Below are 22327 nucleotides of genomic sequence, written 5' to 3'. Positions count from 1 at the left end.
ATGGCAGATGAATATTTAATAAGGCCGGGATAATCCCGGCCTTTTTTTATTCATGGCTTTAGTGTTGGTGTATTGTCTTCCACGGTTGTACAGAGGCGCCAATTTATGGCTGTGGATTTATCCAGAACCAACATCGAACGAAACTGGAAAGCGCCTTGCAAAATTACTCTGCGGGCTGTTGCCCTCACCCCAGCCCTCTCCCATTGGGAGAGGGAGAAAAGCAGGCATAAAAAAACCGGGCTGATGCCCGGTTTTTAACACACATATTACACTCAGTGAGCCGCTTCCGGCTTGTGCTTCGCCGCACTCTGGAAATCGTACGTCAGTTCATTCTTCGCCTGATCCAGTGCCACCGTCACCTGGCCGCCATCCACCAGCGAGCCAAACAGCAGTTCGTTCGCCAGCGGTTTCTTCAGGTTGTCCTGAATCACACGCGCCATCGGACGGGCACCCATCGCACGGTCGTAGCCTTTCTCAGCCAGCCAGTTGCGGGCCTCCTGGCTCACTTCCAGCGACACGCCTTTCTGATCAAGCTGAACCTGCAGTTCGACGATGAACTTGTCTACCACCTGATGGATCACCTCGGTAGACAGGTGATCGAACCAGATAATGTTGTCCAGACGGTTGCGGAACTCCGGCGTAAAGATCTTCTTGATCTCTTCCATCGCATCGGTGCTGTTATCCTGGTGGATCAGGCCGATGGATTTACGCTCGGTTTCACGTACCCCGGCGTTGGTGGTCATCACCAGCACCACGTTACGGAAGTCCGCCTTGCGCCCGTTGTTGTCGGTCAGCGTCCCGTTGTCCATCACCTGCAGCAGGATGTTGAACACGTCCGGGTGCGCTTTCTCGATTTCATCGAGCAGCAGTACCGCATGTGGATGCTTGATCACCGCGTCGGTGAGCAGACCGCCCTGGTCAAAGCCCACGTATCCCGGAGGCGCACCAATCAAGCGGCTGACGGTGTGACGCTCCATATACTCGGACATATCAAAGCGCAGCAGTTCAATGCCCAGCGCTTTGGAGAGCTGCACCGTTACTTCGGTTTTCCCGACACCGGTTGGACCGGCGAACAGGAACGAACCGACAGGCTTATGCTCATGCCCCAGTCCGGCACGGGCCATCTTGATCGCTTCGGTTAAGGCCTCAATGGCTTTATCCTGACCAAAGACCAGCATCTTCAGACGATTACCAAGGGTACGCAGCGTGTCGCGATCGCTCTGAGAAACGCTCTTCTCAGGAATGCGCGCGATACGAGCCACTACGGACTCAATATCCGCCACGTTGACGGTTTTCTTACGCTTGCTGGCTGGCATCAGACGCGCACGCGCCCCTGCCTCGTCAATCACGTCAATCGCCTTATCTGGCAGATGACGATCGTTGATGTATTTCACCGCCAGCTCCACCGCCGCACGCACCGCTTTCGCGGTGTAACGCACGTCATGGTGCGCTTCATACTTCGGTTTCAGGCCGTTGATGATCTGCACCGTTTCCTCGACGGACGGTTCAGTGACATCGATTTTCTGGAAGCGACGCGCCAGGGCACGATCCTTCTCGAAGATATTGCTGAACTCCTGGTATGTGGTCGAGCCAATCACCCGGATCTTGCCGCTGGAGAGCAGCGGTTTGATCAGGTTAGCGGCGTCCACCTGCCCACCCGAAGCGGCACCCGCACCGATGATGGTATGAATTTCATCGATAAACAGGATGCTGTTGGTATCCTGCTCCAGCTGTTTTAACAGCGCCTTGAAGCGTTTTTCAAAATCACCACGGTATTTGGTGCCCGCCAGCAAAGAGCCGATATCCAACGAGTAGATGGTGCAATCGGCAATCACTTCCGGTACGTCGCCCTGCACAATGCGCCAGGCGAGACCTTCGGCAATCGCGGTTTTACCCACGCCCGATTCCCCCACCAGCAGCGGGTTATTTTTGCGGCGACGGCACAGCACCTGAATCGCGCGCTCCAGCTCTTTATCGCGACCAATCAGCGGGTCGATACCGCCAACGCGAGCAAGCTGATTAAGGTTGGTGGTGAAGTTTTCCATACGATCCTCCCCGCCTGCTTGCTCTTCATTGTTATTGACCTGATTGCTGGGATCCGATGCCTGGTTAGGCTCGTCTTTGCGCGTGCCGTGGGAAATAAAGTTAACCACATCAAGTCGGCTGACTTCATGTTTGCGCAGCAGGTAGGCCGCCTGCGACTCCTGCTCGCTGAAGATGGCGACCAGGACATTTGCGCCCGTCACTTCGCTACGTCCGGAAGACTGGACGTGGAATACCGCGCGCTGCAGCACACGCTGGAAGCTGAGCGTCGGCTGTGTGTCGCGCTCTTCTTCACTGGCTGGCAGCACCGGTGTCGTTTGTTCGATGAAGGCTTCGAGTTCCTGACGTAGCGCCACCAGATCCACGGAGCAGGCTTCCAGCGCTTCGCGGGCAGATGGGTTGCTAAGCAGTGCGAGCAGTAAATGCTCGACGGTCATAAACTCATGTCGGTGCTCACGCGCTCTGGCGAAAGCCATATTTAAACTGAGTTCCAGTTCTTGATTGAGCATAGGCACCTCCCCCAATTTTATGCCTTATCAGGCCTTTTCCAGCGTACACAGCAACGGATGCTCGTTCTCCCTCGCATAGTCGTTCACCATCGCCACTTTGGTTTCTGCCACCTCGGCGGTAAAGATGCCGCAGATAGCTTTGCCACGATAATGAACGGTAAGCATCAGTTGCGTTGCACGTTCTACATCATAAGAAAAGAACTTTTGTAGCACGTCAATAACAAATTCCATCGGCGTGTAATCATCGTTCATTAACATAACTTTATACATAGATGGCGGTTTTAGCGCGTCACGCACTTTGTCTTCCGCCAGCTGGTCAAAATCCAGCCAGTCGTTGGTCTTACCCATTTTGCATAACCACTTTGAATCTACCTCAGATGTTAGATAACAATCATCTATTACTGTCATCCGCGATGTCTGTCACAAACTGTTGCAATAGCGTTAACTGCTTCAAACTTTGGTTGATTATTGTCCCATCTCCAGCGCCAAACGCTTGACGATGTCTTTCGATTCTCTAAATTGTACAAGCGTGAGATGGCGAGGTTTTGAACAGCCCCCACTCCACCACCGGTTCATTCCATCTTAACTTATAAGATTTACGAAGGATGTCGAAGCATGGAAATGGGTACTGTTAAGTGGTTCAACAACGCCAAAGGGTTTGGCTTCATCTGCCCCGAAGGCGGCGGCGAGGATATATTCGCTCACTATTCCACCATTCAGATGGATGGTTACAGAACGCTCAAAGCCGGGCAGTCCGTCCGGTTCGATGTACATCAGGGACCCAAAGGCAATCACGCAAGCCTTATCGTACCGATTGAAGCAGAAACGGTTGCTTAGCTCTCTGTTTTATTGTGTACATCCCGCAGTCAAAATGCCAGCCCGATCGGCTGGCATTTTTATTTTCGGGTTATTCCCGAGCCAGCGCATCCACCGGATCCAGCCGCGCCGCGTTGCGGGCCGGCAGCCAGCCAAACAAGATGCCGGTAAAGGTCGAGCATAAAAATGCGGTAAGAATGGCCACCGGTGAAAACCCAATCTCCCAGCCGGGTAAGAAAATCTGCAGGGCAAAGGCGATCATCATCGACAGCGCAATCCCCATGGCGCCGCCCACCAGACACACCAGCACCGCTTCAATCAAAAATTGCTGCAGCACGTCGCTGGCTCTGGCCCCAACCGCCATGCGAATACCAATTTCCCGGGTACGTTCCGTCACCGAGACCAGCATGATATTCATCACCCCGATACCGCCAACGACCAGCGAAATCACCGCCACCAGCGTGAGGAACAGCTGAAGAGTACGTGTGGTCTTTTCCGCCGTTTTCAAGAGGCCGTCCATATTCCAGGTGAAGAAATCCTTCTTCCCGTGACGCAGGGTTAACAGCCGCTCAAGCTGCTGTTCGGCCAGCGCGCTGTCATAGCCCTCCTTCACGCGCACGGTGATGGAGTTCAGCCACGACTGCCCCATAATCCGCCCGGAAATGGTGCTGTACGGTAGCCAGACCCGCAGGATCTTGCTGCTGCCAAACATGGACTGCTTCTCTTCCGCCACGCCAATCACGGTGGCTGGCATGTTCCCTACAAGGATCACTTCGCCCACGACGTTGGTTTTATTGGGAAAGAGCTGTCTGCGCGAGTTCGCGTCCAGTACCACCACCTGCGCCCTGCCCGCCAGCTGTTCGGCGTTGAAGGTCGCCCCTTCGCTGAAGGTCATGCCGTAGACATTAAAATAATCTCCGCTGACGCCATTCGCGCTGGCGGCAACGTCCACGTTACCCACGCGCAGGCGAAGGTTTTGCGACACGGCAGGCGTCGCCGAATTGACCCACGGCTGTTTCTGAATGGCCGCCAGGTCGTCGTATTTCAACGCCTGCTGATACTGCGGTTCGTCATCACCAAAGTCTTTCCCGGGATAGACGTCAATGGTGTTGGTCCCGATAGCGCGGATATCCGCCAGCACCAGCTGTTTGGCTGCATCGCCCACCACCACAATCGACACCACCGATGCAATACCGATGATGATCCCAAGCATGGTCAGCAGGGTGCGCATTTTATTGGCCGCCATCGCCAGCCAGGCCATGGTCAGCGCCTCGCGAAAGCCGCTGGAAAACTGTCCCCAGCCGGTTGCAGCAGGCAAGGCTTCTTTTGGCGCGGCCGCTCTGGACGCACGCGGCGGCGGGTTGCTCACCAGCTCGCCGTCGTGGATCTCGATAATGCGTTCAGCCTGCGCCGCCACCTGCGGATCGTGAGTCACGATAATGACCGTGTGCCCCTGATCGCGAAGCTGATGGAGGATCGCCATCACCTCTTCACCGGAATGGCTGTCGAGCGCTCCGGTGGGTTCATCGGCCAGGATCACCTGACCGCCGTTCATCAGCGCACGGGCAATACTCACGCGCTGCTGCTGACCGCCAGAAAGCTGCGAGGGCTGATAATCTACCCGCTCCGCCAGGCCAAGACGCGTTAACAGCGCCTGCGCGCGCGCAAGGCGTTTCTTGCGCTCCACGCCTGCATAGACCGCCGGGACCTCCACGTTCTGCGCCGCACTCAGGTGAGAGAGCAGATGGTAACGCTGAAAGATAAAGCCGAAGTATTCACGACGCAGCTTTGCCAGCGCGTCGCCGTCCAGAGTGGAAACGTCCGTTCCGGCCACGCGGTAGGTACCGCTGGTCGGTTTATCCAGACAGCCAAGAATGTTCATCAGCGTCGATTTACCGGACCCCGACGCGCCGACAATCGCCACCATCTCGCCCGCTTCCACGCGCAGGGAGATGCCCTTCAGCACCTCCACCGGACCATCGCCCGACGGATAGCTGCGACGAATGTCAGTCAGCTCAAGCAACGCCGTCATTTCGCCGCTCCGGGCAGGGTTTCGCTGGTGACCACCTCGTCACCCTCTTCCAGCCCTTTCACCACCACCACGTCGGTATCGTTGCGTGCGCCAATCACCACTTCACGCTCGCGCGTTTCGCCGTTGCGTAGCACCTTCACCTTATAACGGTTATCCCCGGCGGATTCCCCCAGCGCAGAGAGCGGAACGGTTAGCACGTTTTTGACGCCGGTCAGCTGAATATGGACCTGCGCGGTCATATCCAGACGCAGCACGCCCTGCGGGTTGGGGACTTCAAAACGGGCATAGTAGAAGATCGCATCGTTCACTTTTTCCGGCGTAGGCAGAATGTCCTTCAGCACGCCTTCATAGCGCGTCTGCGGATCGCCCAGTACGGTGAACCAGGCGTTCTGCCCCGGCTTAAGATGGATAACATCCGCCTCGGAAACCTGCGCTTTCACCAGCATAGTGCTCATGTCCGCCAGCGTCAGAATGTTCGGCGCCTGTTGGGCGGCAATCACCGTCTGACCCTGAAGCGTGGTGATCTGGGTCACTTCCCCGGCCATGGGCGCCACAATCTTCGTATAATCGAGGTTGGTTTTCGCCGTATCCAGCGAGGCCTGATTGCGCTTGATTTGCGCGTCAATGGTGCCAATCTGCGCCTGTTTCACCGCCAGTTCGGTGGCGGCCGTGTCGAGATCCTGTTTCGAGATCGCCTGCGTTTTGGCCAGCGCCTGCTGACGCGTCAGGGTCACCTGGGCAAGATTACGTTCCGCCAGCGCCTGCGCACGCTGCGCGCGCAGCTCCATCAGCGTGGCTTCCACTTCCCGGATCTGGTTTTCAGCCTGTTCCGGGTCGATAACGCCGAGCAGTTGCCCCTTTTTCACCTTATCGCCAATCTCAACGGACAGCGTTTTTAACTGCCCGCTAACCTGTGCGCCCACGTCAACCTTGCGCAGCGCATCAAGTTTGCCGGTCGCCAGCACGTTTTGCTGCAATTCACCCGGACGGACGATCAGCGTTTGATACTGCGGAACCGGCGCGTTGAGCACTTGCCATAACCAGTATCCGGCCGCTATCACCACTATCGCCAGCAGCAGAAACCACTTTCTGCGTTTTCCCTTAAGGTTCATAAATATTCCAAATAATTATTCTGGCTTACATCAACGTCGATTCTATCTAAACCACTCCTCAACGAAACCCCTGAATTCAGGAAATGCCTGGATTTGTTGACACAACGTTGACAAAGGGCCTGCTGAAATAACGCCATTCCATAAGAAGCAGGATCTCACATGTCTTCCATCGTCGATACACCGTATTCCACTCTGTCGCAGCCTAAATCCGGCTGGCAGCTGTTTAAAAGTCTGGTCACTGGCGCCATTACGCCGGGCCTGGCATGGCAAAATCCCGCCTATCGACGTAAGTTTGCGCTTCGCACGCTGGCAACGCCGCTCAGCACCGCACGTCTGCTCTCAAGCCTGGCAAAGCAGCCCCGTTTGATGCAAATGCTGCAGGTCCAGCCTGGCCTGCCCTGTCGCCTGCATCGCCCTTGGCTGACCGTGAATATGGATCGCCCGCATGCGCTGGAAGCCCTGAACTGGCACTACCAGACCATGAGTGACCACCTGCCGGCCGCGCTGCTCAAAGGCTATCTTTCTAAGCAGGGCGTGACGCTCCTGACCTTAACCGGTAAGGATGAACAGCAGTTTACCGTTCGGTTGTGCGCCGATGCGTTCCTGGATAAAGAGGGAGAAGCTACCCTCTTTTTCAGTGACCATCAGGATACCGTGCTGGCGGAAATAACGTTTACGCTGTGCCCGTTTGAAGGCAAAAGCACACTCTTTATCGGCGGCCTGCAGGGGGCGAAAGCCCACGTTCCGCATGAGCTGATCCAGAAGGCAACCAAGGCGTGCCATGGCCTTTTCCCGAAACGTCTGCTGGTTGAAGCTGTCATGACGCTTGGCAGCGCCTTCCCGGTGGAGCAGATTGTGGCGGTGAGTAATGCCACCCACATCTATCGCAGCTGGCGATATCGCAAGAAAAAAGAGGGGAAACTGCTGGCGGATTACGACAGCTTCTGGATCTCCCTCGGCGGACACAAACAGGATAACGGTAACTTTGAACTGCCGCTTGCCATGCCGCGTAAGTCCATGGAAGAGATTGCCAGTAAAAAACGCGCGGAATATCGCCGCCGCTATGAGCTGCTGGATAGCCTGACGGAGCAGGTCACCCAGGCAACCCGGCGTTAATCGGCTTTCCCGCGTGCCAGCCACAGGACGCGGGAGAACATTTTACGTAGCAGCGTAGGCACCGATTCGATCCCTCTCCGCCCTGCTTCTGTTGCCACTTCAATGGCTAAATCCGGTTTTGAAGAGCGGTGGATCGCTTTGGCGATCACGCGCCGCATGTTCATCGGCACATCGACCGGCACCATCGCTATCCTGTGGAACACGTCATCGAACCCCTGGCGGTACATAAAGTGCTCCATGTCCATGGCGGGCAGTATGGTTAAATGATCCCGCTCTTCTTCTCGCTCATCGTTCAACAGGCTGCGCACGGTGGATGCGTATTTTTTACCTGCCTCATCGCCGTCGACCAGCACATGCCATTCTATGCCCATCCGCCGGGCGAATTTGATCAGCGGCTTTAACCCTGACTGCGCAAACTCGATGACCTTAATCCCCTCCGCATCAAAATGGTGGCCGCACTGGCGCGCCAGCTCGTTGATGACCCAGGTCTCGGTTTCCCCCTCCACCAGAAGCCAGCAGCGGGCAAAAAGCGACGAGGCGCGATTAAAGCGGATATGAAACGCAATACGGCGACCATCCTCGGCATTCATCCCTCCCGGCCCCAGCCGGTAAGCAGAAACGCGCGATGATTCACGCACCAGGCGGCAAACATACTCGACCGGCGTCAGCGACAACAACTCGCCGGAATTGGTGGTGGTAATGCGCTGAAGCGGCAGCAGATTCAGCAGGTGCCAGGCAACGGAGAGCATGATGGGGTGCAGACGTGTTTCCGGATCTTCCACCAGCAGCAGCGGACGCGCATCGCGATCCAGACGGACGGTTCCCTTGGCCTGCAGAAGGGTGGAAAACAGCCCCAGCAAAATCACCCGATGAGTGCGTCCGCCGGGCCGGTCGATCATCCGGTTAATGATATCGAGATAGCGCCAGCTTCGTTGCTCATCATGGGATCGACGGCGCATCAGACGATGGCGCGACTGCGAGGTTCCCTGCTCGGAAAAATAGTGCTCCAGCAGTTGCACCATGGCAGAGAGCCCCTGGCGGATTTGCCCATCGGTGAGATTTTGCGGACGCGAAACCAGCTCGCGTGCCAGGAAATCAAGCTCGCGGGCGGTGACTTCTACTTCCGGCATATGCGGCACGGTACCGTTACGGATACGCCGCATAAAACGCGCATCGCGCAAGCGTAGCACCGGCATCAAACGAATCAGATGCCGGGCCAGCTCGTCGATATTGTCCAGCGGGATGGGGTTGCCTTTCTGGTCGAGAAATTCACGCAGGGTCAGCACTCCTTCATTCTCTGACATCTCGCCTTCCAGACGATAAAAAATACGGTGGAAGCCATCGTCGCTCTGAACCCAGCACGGTGACATCGGGCGGAAGCGACGCACCCGGTGACGCCCCGGCTCGGATTCGCGGAACGTCAGAATGATATGGAGATGCTTCTCGCGGCCGTTGACATCGCCGGGCGGAAACCAGAAATCATCATGAACGAAGTGATACAAATCGCCCTCGGGCGAAAGCAGCAGCGTCAGCGCGTCCAGCAGGCTGGACTTACCCCAGGCGTTCTCGCCGATGAGGACGTTATTCTGCTCCAGCTGGAGTGACAGACGGTTTATACCGCGAAACCCGACAATTTCCACACGTTCGAGAAGCATACATCCCCCGAGAAATGATCACTTTTTCCTTTAAGTTATCAGCAGTATAGCGGGAGGATGCCGCGCAGAACACTGTCAGGCCTCCTGATTATTTTGTCTCAGCACGAAAAATTCAGAATTTACGTGCAAGGTTTCATTTGAAATAGTCTCAATAGCACCACAAACTATCGCCCGCAAATTGGACTATGATCTATTCACCTCCAGTTTGAACAAGGATTGACATCACATTGCCTTAAATCAAATTATCCGAATTTATTTAAGTGGCGAAGGGGTGTTGTTGGTTTCTAAAATAATGGCTCTTTGAGTCGTCATCCCTTTATGGCGATATATCCCGCGCGCGGGAAAGCGTGCGGTAGTTAATTGAGGTGGTTATGTTCAGAAAATTAGCAGCAGAATGCTTTGGTACATTCTGGCTGGTGTTTGGTGGCTGCGGTAGTGCCGTTCTGGCAGCAGCATTTCCGGAACTCGGCATTGGTTTTGTCGGCGTCGCGCTGGCATTTGGTTTAACGGTATTAACCATGGCCTTCGCCGTGGGACATATTTCCGGTGGTCATTTTAACCCGGCCGTGACATTAGGTTTATGGGCTGGTGGTCGCTTCCCGGCTAAAGAGGTCATTGGTTATATTGTCGCTCAGGTTGTGGGCGGTATTATTGCTGCCGCGGTGCTGTACGTGATTGCCAGCGGTAAAGCCGGCTTTGACGCCGCAGCCAGCGGTTTTGCTTCCAACGGCTTCGGTGAGCACTCGCCTGGCGGCTACTCTATGCTCTCTGCCATTGTGATTGAAATTGTGCTGACCGCCGGCTTCCTGCTGGTGATCCACGGCGCGACCGACAAATACGCCCCTGCGGGCTTCGCGCCTATCGCCATTGGTCTGGCACTGACGCTTATTCACCTGATTTCCATTCCGGTGACCAACACCTCGGTGAACCCGGCGCGCAGCACCGCCGTCGCCATCTTCCAGGGCGGTTGGGCACTTGAGCAGCTGTGGCTGTTCTGGGTAATGCCGATCGTCGGCGGTATTCTGGGCGGCGTGCTGTATCGCACCCTGCTGGAAAAACGCGATTAATCTTTCCCTCCCTCTCCCTGTGGGAGAGGGCCAGTGTGAGGGCAACAGGCCGGGTAAGGCGCAGCCGCCACCCGGCTTTCTTTTGCCGCTTTACTGAACAGCCTTTATTGGGTAGTGTCTCTGGCGCTCAACAGCTACTCACAAGGACCGGTTGTTCATGTTCTCAGGACTCCTCATTATTCTGCTGCCCCTGATTGTGGGCTATCTTATCCCGCTGCATCAGGCATCGGCATTACGGCTTATCAACCGTTTTCTCAGCTGGATTGTTTACGTCATTCTGTTCTTTATGGGGATTAGCCTGGCCTTTCTGGATAACCTGGCGACCAATCTGCTTTCCATCCTGCATTATTCTGCGGTCACAGTTGTGGTTATTTTGCTCTGCAATATCGCCGCCTTATTCTGGCTTGAACGCACTATTCCGTGGAAAAACCATCACCATCAGGAAAAACTGCCTTCCCGAATTGCGATGGCGCTGGAATCATTAAAACTGTGCGGCGTCGTGGTGCTCGGTTTTGTCCTTGGACTCACCGGATGGCCTTTTTTGCAGCACGCCACCGAAGCCAGCGAATATACCCTGATCTTCCTGCTGTTCCTTATTGGTATCCAGCTACGCAATAATGGCATGACCCTGAAACAGATTGTCCTGAATCGTCGGGGAATGATTGTTGCCGTTATTGTGGTCGCCAGTTCAATGGTAGCAGGCGTCATTAACGCCTTGATTCTCGACCTGCCGCTCAAAACCGGCCTGGCCATGGCCTCCGGATTTGGCTGGTATTCCCTCTCCGGTATTCTGCTAACCGAGTCGTTTGGCCCTGTTATTGGCAGCGCCGCCTTCTTTAACGACCTGGCGCGGGAGTTAATCGCCATCATGCTGATCCCGGGTCTGGTTCGCCGCAGCCGCTCTACCGCGCTGGGTCTGAGCGGGGCGACGTCGATGGACTTTACCCTGCCGGTATTACAACGCTCTGGCGGGCTGGAAATGGTGCCCGCCGCCATCGTGCACGGCTTTATTCTGAGCCTGCTGGTGCCTGTTCTGATGGCCTTTTTCTCCGCCTGATACCTCTCTGGCGGTAGGGTTCCTGCCGCCAAAATTGCGCTAAATCAATCTCCCTCTATTTTGTCAGAAAAAGCCCTTTTCACCGTCCGGACATAGGCATAACCTTAAACATGTATATCAAATATAACTTTAACAGGTGTGATTATGTTTTGTGTGCAATGTGAACAAACTATCCGTACCCCGGCAGGCAATGGCTGTTCTTACGCGCAGGGTATGTGCGGTAAAACCGCAGAAACATCAGACCTGCAGGATCTGCTGATTGCTGCCCTGCAGGGACTTTCCGCCTGGGCATTCAAAGCCCGCGAGTACGGTATTGTCGACCACTACGTAGACAGCTTTGCGCCGCGCGCCTTTTTCTCCACGCTGACTAACGTTAACTTTGATTCGCCGCGCATTGTCGGGTACGCCCGTGAAGCGATTGCCCTGCGCGAAGCGCTGAAAGCGCAGTGCCTGAATGCCGATGCCAGCGCCCGCGTGGACAACCCGATGTCAGAACTGCAGCTGGTGAGTGACGACCTGGGCGAATTACAGCGTCAGGCCGCAGAATTTACCCCGAACAAAGACAAAGCGGCGATTGGCGAGAACATTCTCGGCCTGCGCCTGCTGTGCCTGTACGGCCTGAAAGGTGCCGCAGCCTATATGGAGCACGCGCACGTGCTTGGCCAGTACGATAACGACATCTACGCGCAGTACCACAAAATCATGGCGTGGCTGGGCACCTGGCCTGCCGATATGAATGCGCTGCTTGAGTGCTCTATGGAAATCGGCCAGATGAACTTCAAAGTGATGAGCATTCTGGATGCCGGTGAAACCAGCACCTACGGTCATCCAACGCCAACGCAGGTCAATGTAAAAGCGACCGAAGGCAAATGTATTCTCATCTCCGGCCACGACCTGAAAGATCTCTACAACCTGCTGAAGCAGACCGAAGGCACCGGCGTTAACGTCTATACCCACGGCGAAATGCTGCCCGCACACGGCTACCCGGAACTGCGTAAATTCAAACATCTGATCGGGAACTACGGCAGCGGCTGGCAGAATCAGCAGGTTGAGTTCGCCCGCTTCCCGGGCCCAATTGTGATGACCTCTAACTGCATCATCGACCCGACCGTAGGCGCGTATGATGACCGCATCTGGACCCGCAGCATCGTCGGCTGGCCGGGCGTGAGCCACCTTGAAGGTGACGATTTCGGTCCGGTGATCGCCCAGGCGCAGCAGATGGCAGGCTTCCCGTACAGCGAAATTCCGCACCTCATCACCGTTGGCTTTGGCCGCGAAACGCTGCTCGGCGCCGCAGATTCGCTGATTGACCTCGTCAGCCGTGAAAAACTGCGCCACATCTTCCTGATTGGCGGCTGTGACGGCGCGCGCGGTGAGCGTAACTACTTCACCGATTTCGCCACCCGCGTGCCGGAAGATTGCCTGATCCTGACGCTGGCCTGCGGTAAATACCGTTTCAACAAGCTGGACTTCGGTAACATTGAAGGGCTGCCGCGTCTGGTGGATGCTGGTCAGTGTAACGATGCCTATTCAGCCATCATTCTGGCGGTCACGCTGGCGGAGAAACTGGGCTGCGGCGTGAACGATTTGCCGCTGTCGCTGGTGCTCTCCTGGTTCGAGCAGAAAGCGATTGTGATCCTGCTGACCCTGCTCTCTCTGGGCGTAACCAATATCGTCACCGGCCCAACCGCGCCAGGCTTCCTGACGCCGGACCTGCTGGCCGTGCTGAACGAGAAATTCGGTCTACGTTCCGTGACCACCGTAGAAGAAGATATGCAGCAACTGCTGAGCGCGTAAGGAGTATTTCATGACCATGCCAACCTCACAATGTCCGTGGCGGATGCAGGTTCACCACATCCAGCAGGAGACGCCGGATGTGTGGACGCTGTCGCTGCTGTGCCATGACTACTACCCGTACCGTGCCGGTCAGTATGCGCTGGTCAGCGTCCGCAACTCCGCGGACACATTGCGCGCCTATACGATCTCCTCGACGCCGGGCGTGAGCGAATACATTACGCTCACTATCCGCCGCATCGATGACGGTGCAGGCTCGCAGTGGCTCACGCGTGACGTCAAGCGCGGGGATTACATCTGGCTGTCTGACGCTCAGGGGGAATTTACCTGTGACGACAAAAGCGAAGATAAATTCCTGCTGCTGGCCGCGGGCTGTGGCGTCACGCCGATCATGTCAATGCGTCGCTGGCTGGCCAAAAACCCCCCGCAGGCCGACGTGCAGGTGATCTACAGCGTGCGCTCGCCGGACGATGTGATCTTTGCCGATGAGTGGCGCAACTACCCGGTGACGCTGGTGGCAGAGCACAACGCGACGCACGGTTTTGTCGAGGGACGTCTGAGCCGCGAGCTGCTGCAAAGCGTGCCCGATATAGCGAACCGTACCGTGATGACCTGCGGCCCGGCACCGTATATGGAGATTGTGGAACAGGAAGCGAAAGCCCTGGGCGTAACCCGCTTCTTCAAAGAGCAGTTCTTCACGCCGGTGGCGGAGGCGGCAACCAGCGGGATTCAGTTCACCAAACTGCAACCGGCACAAACCTTCTTTGGCCGCGTGGGCACCACGCTACTGGAAGCGCTGGAAAGCAATAAGGTGCCGGTGGTAGCTGCCTGCCGTGCGGGCGTATGCGGTTGCTGTAAAACGAAGGTAGTCTCCGGGGAGTACAGCGTGACCAGCACCATGACGCTGACCGATGCAGAAATTGCCGAGGGTTATGTGCTGGCGTGCTCATGTCATCCGCAGGGGGACCTGGTCCTTGCATAAACGTTAAATGTTCGATCGTAGGCCCGGTAAGCGTCAGCGCCACCGGGCTTTTTGTCGGGTGGCACTACGTTTACCCGACCTACAACAACCCTATCGCCACGCAGGACCTTTCCCTACCGCGTACCGCCCTGCCCCTAAAAACGCCACCGCCAGCGAGCCGATAAAGAAGTACACCAGGCTCTCAATGGCCCACGCACCGACGGCATCGAGTGCAAAGGTTTTGCCCGTGCCCACCATCAGCCATGCCACAATCATGGTAAACGCCAGTACCAGCGCCGCCGGGCGCGTAAAGAGGCCGACAATGATCAGGATCGGTGCCACCACTTCGCCAATCAATACGCCGTACGCAATAAACCCCGGCAGCCCTTTTTCCACCAGCAGGCCGCTGATGAAGCCCACACCGCCAAATAACTTGTGTAATCCGTGAAACAACATCAGCCCACCGACGGCAAGTCGTAACAAGAGTTTGCCGAGATCGTCGCACGTTAGCTTTTCGTTTACAGCAATTAACAATGATTTAACCATCTGAAATGATTCCCGTTTTCACCCAATCTGTCGCCAGATTATGCCGAATCATTGCCGGTGAAAACCACCCTGAAATGAGGGGTATTGTGCAGGCAATACAGTGACTTTCTTCTAAGCTTGAAAGCGATATCACAAAAAGGAGACGGACAACCATGAAACAAACCGTGGCTGCATACATAGCGAAGACCCTTGAACAGGCAGGTGTAAAACGTATCTGGGGCGTAACCGGCGATTCACTGAACGGGCTGAGCGACAGCCTCAACAAGATGAAAACCATTGAATGGATGCCGACCCGTCATGAGGAGGTCGCCGCCTTTGCCGCCGGGGCCGAAGCACAGCTCACCGGGGAGCTGGCCGTCTGCGCCGGGTCGTGTGGCCCAGGGAACCTGCACCTGATTAACGGGCTGTTCGACTGTCACCGCAATCACGTGCCGGTGCTGGCAATTGCCGCCCATATTCCCTCATCTGAAATCGGCAGTGGCTATTTTCAGGAGACGCATCCGCAGGAGCTGTTCCGTGAATGCAGCCACTATTGCGAGCTGGTGTCCTCGCCGGAGCAGATCCCGCAGGTTCTGGCGATAGCCATGCGCAAGGCGGTGCTGAACCGGGGTGTTTCTGTGGTCGTGATCCCGGGGGATGTGGCGCTCAAGGCTGCGCCCGAAGGGGCCAGCACCCACTGGTATCACGCCCCCCAGCCGGTCGTTACCCCAGCTGAAGAGGAGCTGAAAAAACTGGCGCAACTGCTGCGTTACGCCAGCAATATCGCCCTGATGTGCGGCAGCGGCTGTGCTGGCGCGCATAAGGAACTCCTTGAATTTGCAGGTAAGCTAAAAGCCCCAATTGTTCATGCCCTGCGCGGCAAAGAGCACGTTGAGTACGATAACCCTTACGACGTGGGCATGACCGGGCTGATCGGTTTTTCGTCCGGCTTCCATACCATGATGAATGCCGACACGCTGATCCTGCTCGGTACCCAGTTCCCCTATCGCGCGTTCTACCCGACGGATGCCAAAATCATTCAGATCGATATTAACCCGGCCAGCATCGGTGCACACAGCAAGGTCGATATGGCGCTGGTGGGCGACATTAAATCTACCCTTGCCGCCCTGCTGCCGCTGCTGGAAGAGAAAACGGATCGTAAATTCCTCGACAAAGCCCTGAGCGATTACCGCGATGCGCGTAAGGGGCTGGACGAACTCGCCAAACCGAGCGACAAAGCGATCCACCCGCAGTATCTCGCGCAGCAGATCAGCCACTTCGCGGACGACGATGCCATCTTTACCTGCGACGTCGGCACGCCAACCGTCTGGGCAGCACGCTACCTGAAGATGAACGGCAAACGCCGCCTGCTCGGCTCGTTCAACCACGGCTCAATGGCCAACGCCATGCCGCAGGCGCTGGGCGCCAAAGCCACCGCCCCGGAGCGTCAGGTGGTGGCGATGTGCGGTGACGGCGGATTCAGCATGCTGATGGGCGATTTCCTGTCGGTGGTGCAGATGAAGTTGCCGCTGAAAATCGTGGTCTTCAATAACAGCGTGCTGGGCTTTGTGGCGATGGAGATGAAGGCCGGGGGCTATCTGACGGACGGCACCGAGCTGCACGACACCAACTTTGCCCGCATTGCCGAAGCCTGCGGCATAACCGGTATCCGCGTGGAGAAAGCCTCCGAGGTGGATGAAGCTCTGCAACGGGCGTTTTCCATCGACGGCCCGGTGCTGGTGGATGTGGTGGTCGCCAAAGAGGAGCTGGCCATCCCGCCGCAGATCAAGCTGGAGCAGGCCAAAGGCTTTAGCCTCTACATGCTGCGGGCGATCATCAGCGGCCGCGGCGATGAAGTGATCGAACTGGCAAAAACTAACTGGCTCAGGTAAAACATTTCGCATGACCTCTTAAAATAAAGGGATGTGAAATGATTGATTTACGCAGTGATACCGTTACCCGTCCGAGTCGCGCCATGCTCGAAGAGATGATGGCCGCCCCGGTCGGGGACGACGTCTACGGTGACGATCCAACGGTTAACGAACTGCAGCGCTATGCCGCAGAACTCAGCGGTAAAGAGGCCGCCCTGTTCCTGCCCACCGGAACGCAGGCCAACCTGGTGGCGCTGCTCAGCCACTGCGAACGCGGTGAAGAGTACATCGTCGGCCAGGGAGCGCATAACTACCTGTACGAAGCGGGCGGCGCGGCGGTGCTCGGCAGCATTCAGCCGCAGCCGATCGACGCCGCACCGGACGGCACTCTCCCGCTCGACAAAGTCGCCGCAAAAATCAAAGCCGACGACATCCACTTCGCCCGCACCAAATTACTCAGCCTTGAAAACACCCACAACGGTAAAGTCCTGCCGCGCGAGTACCTCAAAGCGGCGTGGGAATTTACCCGCGAGCGCAGGCTCGGCCTGCACGTGGACGGCGCACGAATCTTTAACGCCGTGGTAGCCTACGGCTGCGAGCTGAGCGAGATTACGCAGTATTGTGACTCGTTCACCATCTGCCTCTCAAAAGGGCTGGGCACCCCCGTGGGTTCTCTGCTGGTGGGCGATGCGGACTACATCAAACGCGCCAACCGCTGGCGCAAGATGACCGGCGGCGGCATGCGCCAGGCCGGTATTCTGGCCGCAGCGGGTCTGTATGCCCTTAAAAACAACGTGGCACGCCTGCAGGACGATCACGACAACGCCGCGTGGATGGCCGGGCAACTGCGTGAAATTGGCGCCGACGTGATGCGACACGACACCAACATGCTGTTTGTTCGCGTGGGTGATGAGCACGCCGCTGCGCTTGGGGAGTTCATGAAAGTGCGTGGCGTACTGATCAACGCGTCACCTGTTGTGCGTCTGGTGATGCATCTCGACGTCAGCCGCGAGCAGCTGTTGGACGTTGTGAAACACTGGCAGGCGTTTTTACAGCGTTAAGGAGCAGAACGTGCCGCAACGTATTCTGGTGCTTGGTGCCAGCGGGTATATCGGTCAGCATCTGACCACGGCGTTAAGCCAGCAGGGACATCAGGTGCTGGCGGCGGCACGCAACACGGAACGCCTGCAAAAACTAAACCTGCCTGGCGTCACCTGCCACAACGTCGACCTTAACTGGCCAGAGTCGCTGCCCGCACTGCTGGAAGGGGTCGACACGCTGTACTACCTGGTGCACAGCATGGGCGAAGGCGGCGATTTTATCGCCCACGAACGTCAGGTGGCCCTGAACGTCCGCGATGCCCTGCGGCAAACGCCGGTTAAGCAGGTGATTTTTTTAAGCTCGCTCCAGGCGCCCGAAAATGAGCAGTCCGACCACCTGCGCGCCCGTCAGCTTACCGCGGACACCTTGCGCAACGCGGATATCCCCGTCACCGAACTGCGGGCGGGGATCATCGTCGGCGCGGGCTCTGCCGCCTTCGAAGTGATGCGCGATATGGTCTACAACCTGCCGGTGCTCACCCCACCGCGCTGGGTGCGGTCGCGCACCACGCCGATTGCTCTGGAAAACCTGCTGCATTACCTGGTGGCGCTGCTGGACCATCCCGCCGAACGGCACCGCGTGCTTGAGGCCGCGGGGCCGGAGGTGTTGAGCTATCAGGAACAGTTCGAGCATTTTATGCGCGTCAGCGGCCGCCGACGCTGGCTCATCCCCGTTCCCTTCCCGACCCGCTGGATCTCCGTGTGGTTTTTAAACGTTATTACCTCGGTGCCGCCGACGACAGCGAAAGCGCTGATCCAGGGGCTGAAGCACGATCTGCTGGCGGACGATGGCGAACTGCGCGCATTAATTCCGCAAACGCTGATCCGTTTTGACGACGCGGTACGCCATACCCTGAAAGAAGAAGAGAAGCTGGTGAACTCCAGCGACTGGGGCTACGACGCGCAGGCGTTTGCCCGCTGGCGGCCGGAGTACGGTTATTACCCGAAACAGGCGGGCTGCACGGTGAAAACCTCGGCCAGCCTGGCATCGCTGTGGGAGGTGGTGAACCAGATCGGCGGCAAAGAGCGTTATTTCTTCGGCAATATTCTCTGGCAGACACGCGGAGCGATGGATCTGCTGGTGGGCCACCGGCTGGCGAAAGGCCGCCCTGCGCAGCCGTACCTCAAAGTGGGTGATACGGTCGACAGCTGGAAAGTCATCATCGTCGAACCGGAAAAACAGCTGGCGCTGCTGTTCGGCATGAAAGCGCCAGGGCTGGGACGGCTCTGCTTCACGCTGAAAGACAAAGGCGATTGCCGTGAACTGGACGTCCGCGCCTGGTGGCACCCACATGGGATGCCCGGTCTGTTCTACTGGTTACTGATGATCCCCGCACATCTGTTTATCTTCCGCGGGATGGCAAAACGGATTGCGCAACTGGCAGAACAAAAAACGGAAAAGAACTAAATAAAACTCGCTTTCTTTCACCTTTCCCATTGCAACCCGCCGTAATTCACGAAAGAATGCGCACGAAATTCTTTTCAACACAGTGGATTGTTATGAAGGTACTGGTTACCGGGGCGACCAGCGGCTTAGGCCGAAATGCGGTCGAATTTCTGCGCAACAAAGGCATTAGCGTCAGGGCTACCGGTCGCAACGAGGCGATGGGTAAGCTGCTGCAAAAAATAGGCGCAGAGTTTGTCCATGCCGACCTGACGGAGCTGGTCTCCTCTCAGGCGAAAGTGATGCTCGCCGGAATCGACACCCTGTGGCACTGCTCCAGTTTTACCTCTCCGTGGGGAACCCAGGAAGCCTTCGATCTCGCCAACGTGCGCGCCACGCGCCGTCTGGGCGAGTGGGCCGTTGCCTGGGGCGTGCGTAACTTTATTCATATCTCCTCTCCGTCGCTCTACTTCGACTACCACCACCACCGGGATATCCAGGAAACGTTCCGTCCGGCCCGTTTTGCCTGTGAGTTTGCCCGCAGCAAGGCGGCCAGCGAAGAGGTGATCGACCTGCTGGCGCAGTCGAACCCGCATACGCGCTTTACGATCCTGCGTCCGCAAAGTCTTTTCGGACCGCACGATAAAGTGTTTATTCCGCGCCTGGCGCAGATGATGCACCACTACGGCAGCGTGCTGCTGCCGCGCGGCGGTGATGCGCTGGTGGACATGACTTATTACGAAAATGCCGTGTACGCCATGTGGCTGGCGAGCCAGCCGGACAGCGATAAACTGGCGTCCGGTCGCGCGTATAACATCACCAACGGCGAACCCTGCCGCCTTCGCACCATTGTGCAGCGCCTGATCGACGAGCTGCACATCGACTGCCGCATTCGCTCGGTGCCTTATCCCATGCTGGATATGATTGCCCGCAGCATGGAGCGTTTTGGCAGCAAAACCGCCAAAGAGCCTGCGCTGACGCATTACGGCGTGTCGAAGCTGAATTTTGATTTCACGCTGGATATTTCGCGCGCGGAGAATGAGCTGGGGTATAAGCCGATTGTGACGCTGGATGAAGGGATTGTGCGCACCGCGGCGTGGCTGCGGGACCATGGGAAGTTGCATCGGTAGTTAATTGGGTGCGGCCTGATGCCCTCACCCCGGCCCTCTCCCACAGGGAGAGGGAGTAAAGACTAAAACGGCAACCCGAAGGTTGCCGTTTTGCTTTTACAGAGCCGTCCAGGCCTCAGACCATGCCAGACCTGCGCCTGGTTCATAGTACATTGGTGCGTTGTTACACCAGCCGCTGTACGGGAACGGTTTGCACTGGAACAGTTTACCGTGGTTGTTCACGATATCGCCTGCGCTGTACTTGCTGTTCGCGCTCCACGCCGGGTAAGAGCCGGAAGTGCCTTCGTCCTGAGACGGGGTGGCTGCTTTGGCTTTTACGTTCAGCAGATATGTGGTGGTGCTGCTCAGCTCGCCGTCGCTGACGGTCAGGCTGATTTCATACTGCTGCGCCGTCGCGGCTTCAGGCGCGTTGAAGGTCACCACCGCTTTATCGTCGCCGGTAACGGTCTGGCCGTCCTGGGAACGCCAGGTGTAGGTCAGCTTGTTGCCATCTTCGTCGGTAGAGCCTTCTGCGCTCAGGGAGACCTGCGCACCGGCTTCAACCGCACCGATCGGACCGGCAATCTGCGCTACAGGCGCATGGTTTACCACCGCCGGGATGTCGTCTGGCACAGGTGCCGGGGTTTCATCCGGTGTTGGTGTCGGCGCTGGCGTCTCATCTTCAGACGGGGCTGGAGCAGGAGCCGGTGTTTCATCCGGCACGACCGCGGAACCGTCGTCGTTAACGATGTTCACGTTAAAGAACTTCTGTACACACTTGGTGTAGTCGCCGTCTTTGAACGCGCTGAATGGCGTCTGGTAACCCACCAGCTGGCAAGCGTAGGTCTTGCCATCTGGGGTATCCGCGCTCCATCCCCAGTCCTGTTCCCAGTAGATCTTCAGGGCGCCTGCGCCACCTTCATCGAACTGCTTCATGTTGGCACAGCCAAGCACTTCGTCAGCCGGTACAGGGACTTTCAGGTAGTTAGCGAACTCTTTGTAGTATTTGATACGGTTCTGAGACTGAGCAATTTCAGTCGGGCCACCGCACTCTACGCCGCCGTTGATGATCTGGGTGGTCACGCCGAAGCCAGGGACAAGACCATTGGCTTTATCGTGGTCGTTCGGCTGCCAGGTGCCGTCGATAACCTGAAGCATGCTTGGTTTTGGCGGCTGTGGATAGGCGAAGAAGAAGATGGCGCTCGCCAGGTTCAGCCAGGTATCGGCCACCAGCTCAGGTTTGTCGAGCAGCGTGCGGACATCGCCGTACATTGCTTCAGAGAAGGGACCGTAGTTGTAGTTGTAGGACAACTGCTTAGCGCCGCGGCCAAAGTAGCTCAGGAAGTCGCCATCTTTGTCTTTACCGCACGGCCAGGTCTGACCCTGCCAGACGTCCGGGTTACACTCCCCGTTATAGCCGCCCTTCTGGCCTTCGCTCCAGCCCATCTCGCGCACATAGACCAGTGCCTGACGCCATTCCGGCTCCGGACGCCAGCTTTCGTGGCCGCCGGTTTCCTGTGCGAAGTGAGCAAACATGGTTGCCAGCTCTTTACGGCAGATAGCTTCGCTGTCGCGGCCATCGTTGTAGGTATCACACAGCGCCGGGAATTTACCCACGGCTTTCAGGAAGTTACTGTAGCTGTAATCCTTCGCGCGCAGCGGGAACAGGTATTCCCAGTCGCTCTCTTTAAGGATCCCTTCAACGCGTTTCACGTTTACCGGGTTGGCTGCACGGCCTGGCTCAATCTGCTCGACCTGAGCGTTGTCCAGCGTACGGATGGTATCCTTCACGGATTTCATCAGTGGGAAATCGGTGAGCTCTTTTTCCTTTTTAGCCAGATCGCTGGCTTTCATGGTGTAAGGCACACTGCTTTCCGCCTTCAGCATGGTGGCCTGAGCAATCACCGGCGCTACGCAGGCACCGGCAATAAGCACGCTCAGTAATGTCCTTTTATTCATCTCGGTTATTCCTGTTAATTTCGATAAAGTTAAATAAATCTAAATTCATTTATTAATCCGTTAATAAATAAACTTCAGACAGCTGCTTTTCATTTTCTGAAGAATACGGGGGGGGTACTCTTCAAAAAACAAAAAACTCACCAGTTGGTTCTGTCGCGGGCGGCTAAGGAAGGTGCGAATAAGCAGGTCATTTCTTCCCAAGCTGACTCGCTGATTA

17 protein-coding genes are annotated in these 22327 nt (G+C 56.8%); 10 read left to right on the top strand and 7 right to left on the bottom strand.

Annotated elements, in window-relative coordinates:
* Positions 1 to 272: 272 nt before the first annotated feature.
* Both clpA and clpS read right to left on the bottom strand, forming a co-directional pair.
* Entirely contained in the window at positions 273 to 2552 is a 2280-nt protein-coding gene (gene clpA, locus HX884_RS07695) for an ATP-dependent Clp protease ATP-binding subunit ClpA (RefSeq protein ID WP_023622164.1), read from the bottom strand.
* Positions 2553 to 2579: 27 nt separating this feature from the next.
* Positions 2580 to 2900 carry an ATP-dependent Clp protease adapter ClpS gene (clpS, locus tag HX884_RS07690; protein WP_006174393.1) on the bottom strand — a complete coding sequence of 107 codons (321 nt, stop codon included), beginning with the start codon at positions 2898 to 2900 and terminating at the stop codon, positions 2580 to 2582.
* Positions 2901 to 3167: 267 nt separating this feature from the next.
* Here clpS and cspD point away from each other — a divergent pair, with 267 nt between their 5' ends.
* On the top strand, positions 3168 to 3389 hold the full coding sequence (gene cspD / locus HX884_RS07685; protein WP_008499993.1) for a cold shock-like protein CspD: 222 nt from the start codon (positions 3168 to 3170) through the stop codon (positions 3387 to 3389).
* A 70-nt stretch (positions 3390 to 3459) separates the two neighbouring features.
* Here the strand turns inward: cspD and macB are convergent, their stop codons facing one another.
* Positions 3460 to 5400, bottom strand: a complete 1941-nt coding sequence (macB, locus tag HX884_RS07680) for a macrolide ABC transporter ATP-binding protein/permease MacB (protein WP_178327929.1) — start codon at positions 5398 to 5400, stop codon at positions 3460 to 3462.
* Complete coding sequence (gene macA / locus HX884_RS07675) at positions 5397 to 6512, bottom strand: macrolide transporter subunit MacA (RefSeq protein ID WP_023622163.1); 1116 nt, start codon at positions 6510 to 6512, stop codon at positions 5397 to 5399. Before macA ends, macB begins: the two co-directional genes overlap by 4 nt.
* 159 nt (positions 6513 to 6671) lie before the next feature.
* Here macA and HX884_RS07670 point away from each other — a divergent pair, with 159 nt between their 5' ends.
* On the top strand, positions 6672 to 7628 hold the full coding sequence (locus HX884_RS07670; protein ID WP_013097328.1) for a VirK/YbjX family protein: 957 nt from the start codon (positions 6672 to 6674) through the stop codon (positions 7626 to 7628).
* On the opposite strand, the gene HX884_RS07665 is transcribed toward HX884_RS07670, so the two are convergent.
* On the bottom strand, positions 7625 to 9283 hold the full coding sequence (locus HX884_RS07665; RefSeq protein ID WP_178327928.1) for an ATP-dependent endonuclease: 1659 nt from the start codon (positions 9281 to 9283) through the stop codon (positions 7625 to 7627). The two genes, HX884_RS07670 and HX884_RS07665, sit on opposite strands and share 4 nt — an antisense overlap.
* A 371-nt stretch (positions 9284 to 9654) precedes the next feature.
* Between HX884_RS07665 and aqpZ the strand changes: the two genes are divergently transcribed.
* The 4 genes from aqpZ (at position 9655) to hcr (ending at position 14183) form a co-directional block, all read left to right on the top strand.
* Positions 9655 to 10350 (top strand): aquaporin Z, encoded by a 696-nt coding sequence (gene aqpZ / locus HX884_RS07660; protein WP_013097330.1) that lies wholly within the window; start codon positions 9655 to 9657, stop codon positions 10348 to 10350.
* Positions 10351 to 10507: 157 nt separating this feature from the next.
* Positions 10508 to 11407: a lysine exporter LysO family protein gene (locus HX884_RS07655; RefSeq protein WP_013097331.1), complete on the top strand. Its 900-nt coding sequence runs from the start codon at positions 10508 to 10510 to the stop codon at positions 11405 to 11407.
* A gap of 144 nt (positions 11408 to 11551) precedes the next feature.
* Positions 11552 to 13204, top strand: coding sequence for a hydroxylamine reductase (hcp, locus tag HX884_RS07650; protein ID WP_023622157.1), 1653 nt, complete (start codon positions 11552 to 11554; stop codon positions 13202 to 13204).
* 10 nt (positions 13205 to 13214) lie between these two features.
* Positions 13215 to 14183, top strand: a complete 969-nt coding sequence (gene hcr / locus HX884_RS07645) for an NADH oxidoreductase (RefSeq protein WP_178327927.1) — start codon at positions 13215 to 13217, stop codon at positions 14181 to 14183.
* Between the two features lie 90 nt (positions 14184 to 14273).
* On the opposite strand, the gene HX884_RS07640 is transcribed toward hcr, so the two are convergent.
* Positions 14274 to 14708 (bottom strand): DoxX family protein, encoded by a 435-nt coding sequence (locus HX884_RS07640; RefSeq protein ID WP_029883004.1) that lies wholly within the window; start codon positions 14706 to 14708, stop codon positions 14274 to 14276.
* Between the two features lie 152 nt (positions 14709 to 14860).
* Between HX884_RS07640 and poxB the strand changes: the two genes are divergently transcribed.
* The 4 genes from poxB (at position 14861) to HX884_RS07620 (ending at position 20172) form a co-directional block, all read left to right on the top strand.
* A complete protein-coding gene (gene poxB / locus HX884_RS07635; RefSeq protein ID WP_013097335.1) occupies positions 14861 to 16579 on the top strand; it encodes a ubiquinone-dependent pyruvate dehydrogenase in 1719 nt (572 codons plus the stop codon).
* Positions 16580 to 16617: 38 nt separating this feature from the next.
* Positions 16618 to 17619: a low-specificity L-threonine aldolase gene (gene ltaE / locus HX884_RS07630; RefSeq protein ID WP_178327926.1), complete on the top strand. Its 1002-nt coding sequence runs from the start codon at positions 16618 to 16620 to the stop codon at positions 17617 to 17619.
* A gap of 10 nt (positions 17620 to 17629) precedes the next feature.
* Positions 17630 to 19066 (top strand): SDR family oxidoreductase, encoded by a 1437-nt coding sequence (locus HX884_RS07625; protein WP_178327925.1) that lies wholly within the window; start codon positions 17630 to 17632, stop codon positions 19064 to 19066.
* Between the two features lie 92 nt (positions 19067 to 19158).
* Positions 19159 to 20172, top strand: coding sequence for an NAD(P)-dependent oxidoreductase (locus tag HX884_RS07620; RefSeq protein ID WP_178327924.1), 1014 nt, complete (start codon positions 19159 to 19161; stop codon positions 20170 to 20172).
* 96 nt (positions 20173 to 20268) lie between these two features.
* Here HX884_RS07620 and HX884_RS07615 read toward each other — a convergent pair whose 3' ends face one another.
* Positions 20269 to 22110, bottom strand: coding sequence for a glycoside hydrolase family 19 protein (locus HX884_RS07615; RefSeq protein WP_013097339.1), 1842 nt, complete (start codon positions 22108 to 22110; stop codon positions 20269 to 20271).
* Between the last annotated feature and the right edge of the window lie 217 nt (positions 22111 to 22327).

Origin of the sequence: Enterobacter sp. SECR19-1250 (genome assembly GCF_013391025.1) — a bacterium.
Classification (GTDB): Bacteria; Pseudomonadota; Gammaproteobacteria; order Enterobacterales; family Enterobacteriaceae; genus Enterobacter; species Enterobacter cloacae.
This window is presented reverse-complemented; position numbering and strand designations above follow the sequence as displayed.

Bases quoted from the DNA above. Each gene is read 5' to 3' on its own strand.
- clpA (WP_023622164.1), bottom strand. From the start codon at position 2,552: ATGCTCAATCAAGAACTGGAACTCAGTTTAAATATGGCTTTCGCCAGA.
- clpS (WP_006174393.1), bottom strand. From the start codon at position 2,900: ATGGGTAAGACCAACGACTGGCTGGATTTTGACCAGCTGGCGGAAGAC.
- cspD (WP_008499993.1), top strand. From the start codon at position 3,168: ATGGAAATGGGTACTGTTAAGTGGTTCAACAACGCCAAAGGGTTTGGC.
- macB (WP_178327929.1), bottom strand. From the start codon at position 5,400: ATGACGGCGTTGCTTGAGCTGACTGACATTCGTCGCAGCTATCCGTCG.
- macA (WP_023622163.1), bottom strand. From the start codon at position 6,512: ATGAACCTTAAGGGAAAACGCAGAAAGTGGTTTCTGCTGCTGGCGATA.
- HX884_RS07670 (WP_013097328.1), top strand. From the start codon at position 6,672: ATGTCTTCCATCGTCGATACACCGTATTCCACTCTGTCGCAGCCTAAA.
- HX884_RS07665 (WP_178327928.1), bottom strand. From the start codon at position 9,283: ATGCTTCTCGAACGTGTGGAAATTGTCGGGTTTCGCGGTATAAACCGT.
- aqpZ (WP_013097330.1), top strand. From the start codon at position 9,655: ATGTTCAGAAAATTAGCAGCAGAATGCTTTGGTACATTCTGGCTGGTG.
- HX884_RS07655 (WP_013097331.1), top strand. From the start codon at position 10,508: ATGTTCTCAGGACTCCTCATTATTCTGCTGCCCCTGATTGTGGGCTAT.
- hcp (WP_023622157.1), top strand. From the start codon at position 11,552: ATGTTTTGTGTGCAATGTGAACAAACTATCCGTACCCCGGCAGGCAAT.
- hcr (WP_178327927.1), top strand. From the start codon at position 13,215: ATGACCATGCCAACCTCACAATGTCCGTGGCGGATGCAGGTTCACCAC.
- HX884_RS07640 (WP_029883004.1), bottom strand. From the start codon at position 14,708: ATGGTTAAATCATTGTTAATTGCTGTAAACGAAAAGCTAACGTGCGAC.
- poxB (WP_013097335.1), top strand. From the start codon at position 14,861: ATGAAACAAACCGTGGCTGCATACATAGCGAAGACCCTTGAACAGGCA.
- ltaE (WP_178327926.1), top strand. From the start codon at position 16,618: ATGATTGATTTACGCAGTGATACCGTTACCCGTCCGAGTCGCGCCATG.
- HX884_RS07620 (WP_178327924.1), top strand. From the start codon at position 19,159: ATGAAGGTACTGGTTACCGGGGCGACCAGCGGCTTAGGCCGAAATGCG.
- HX884_RS07615 (WP_013097339.1), bottom strand. From the start codon at position 22,110: ATGAATAAAAGGACATTACTGAGCGTGCTTATTGCCGGTGCCTGCGTA.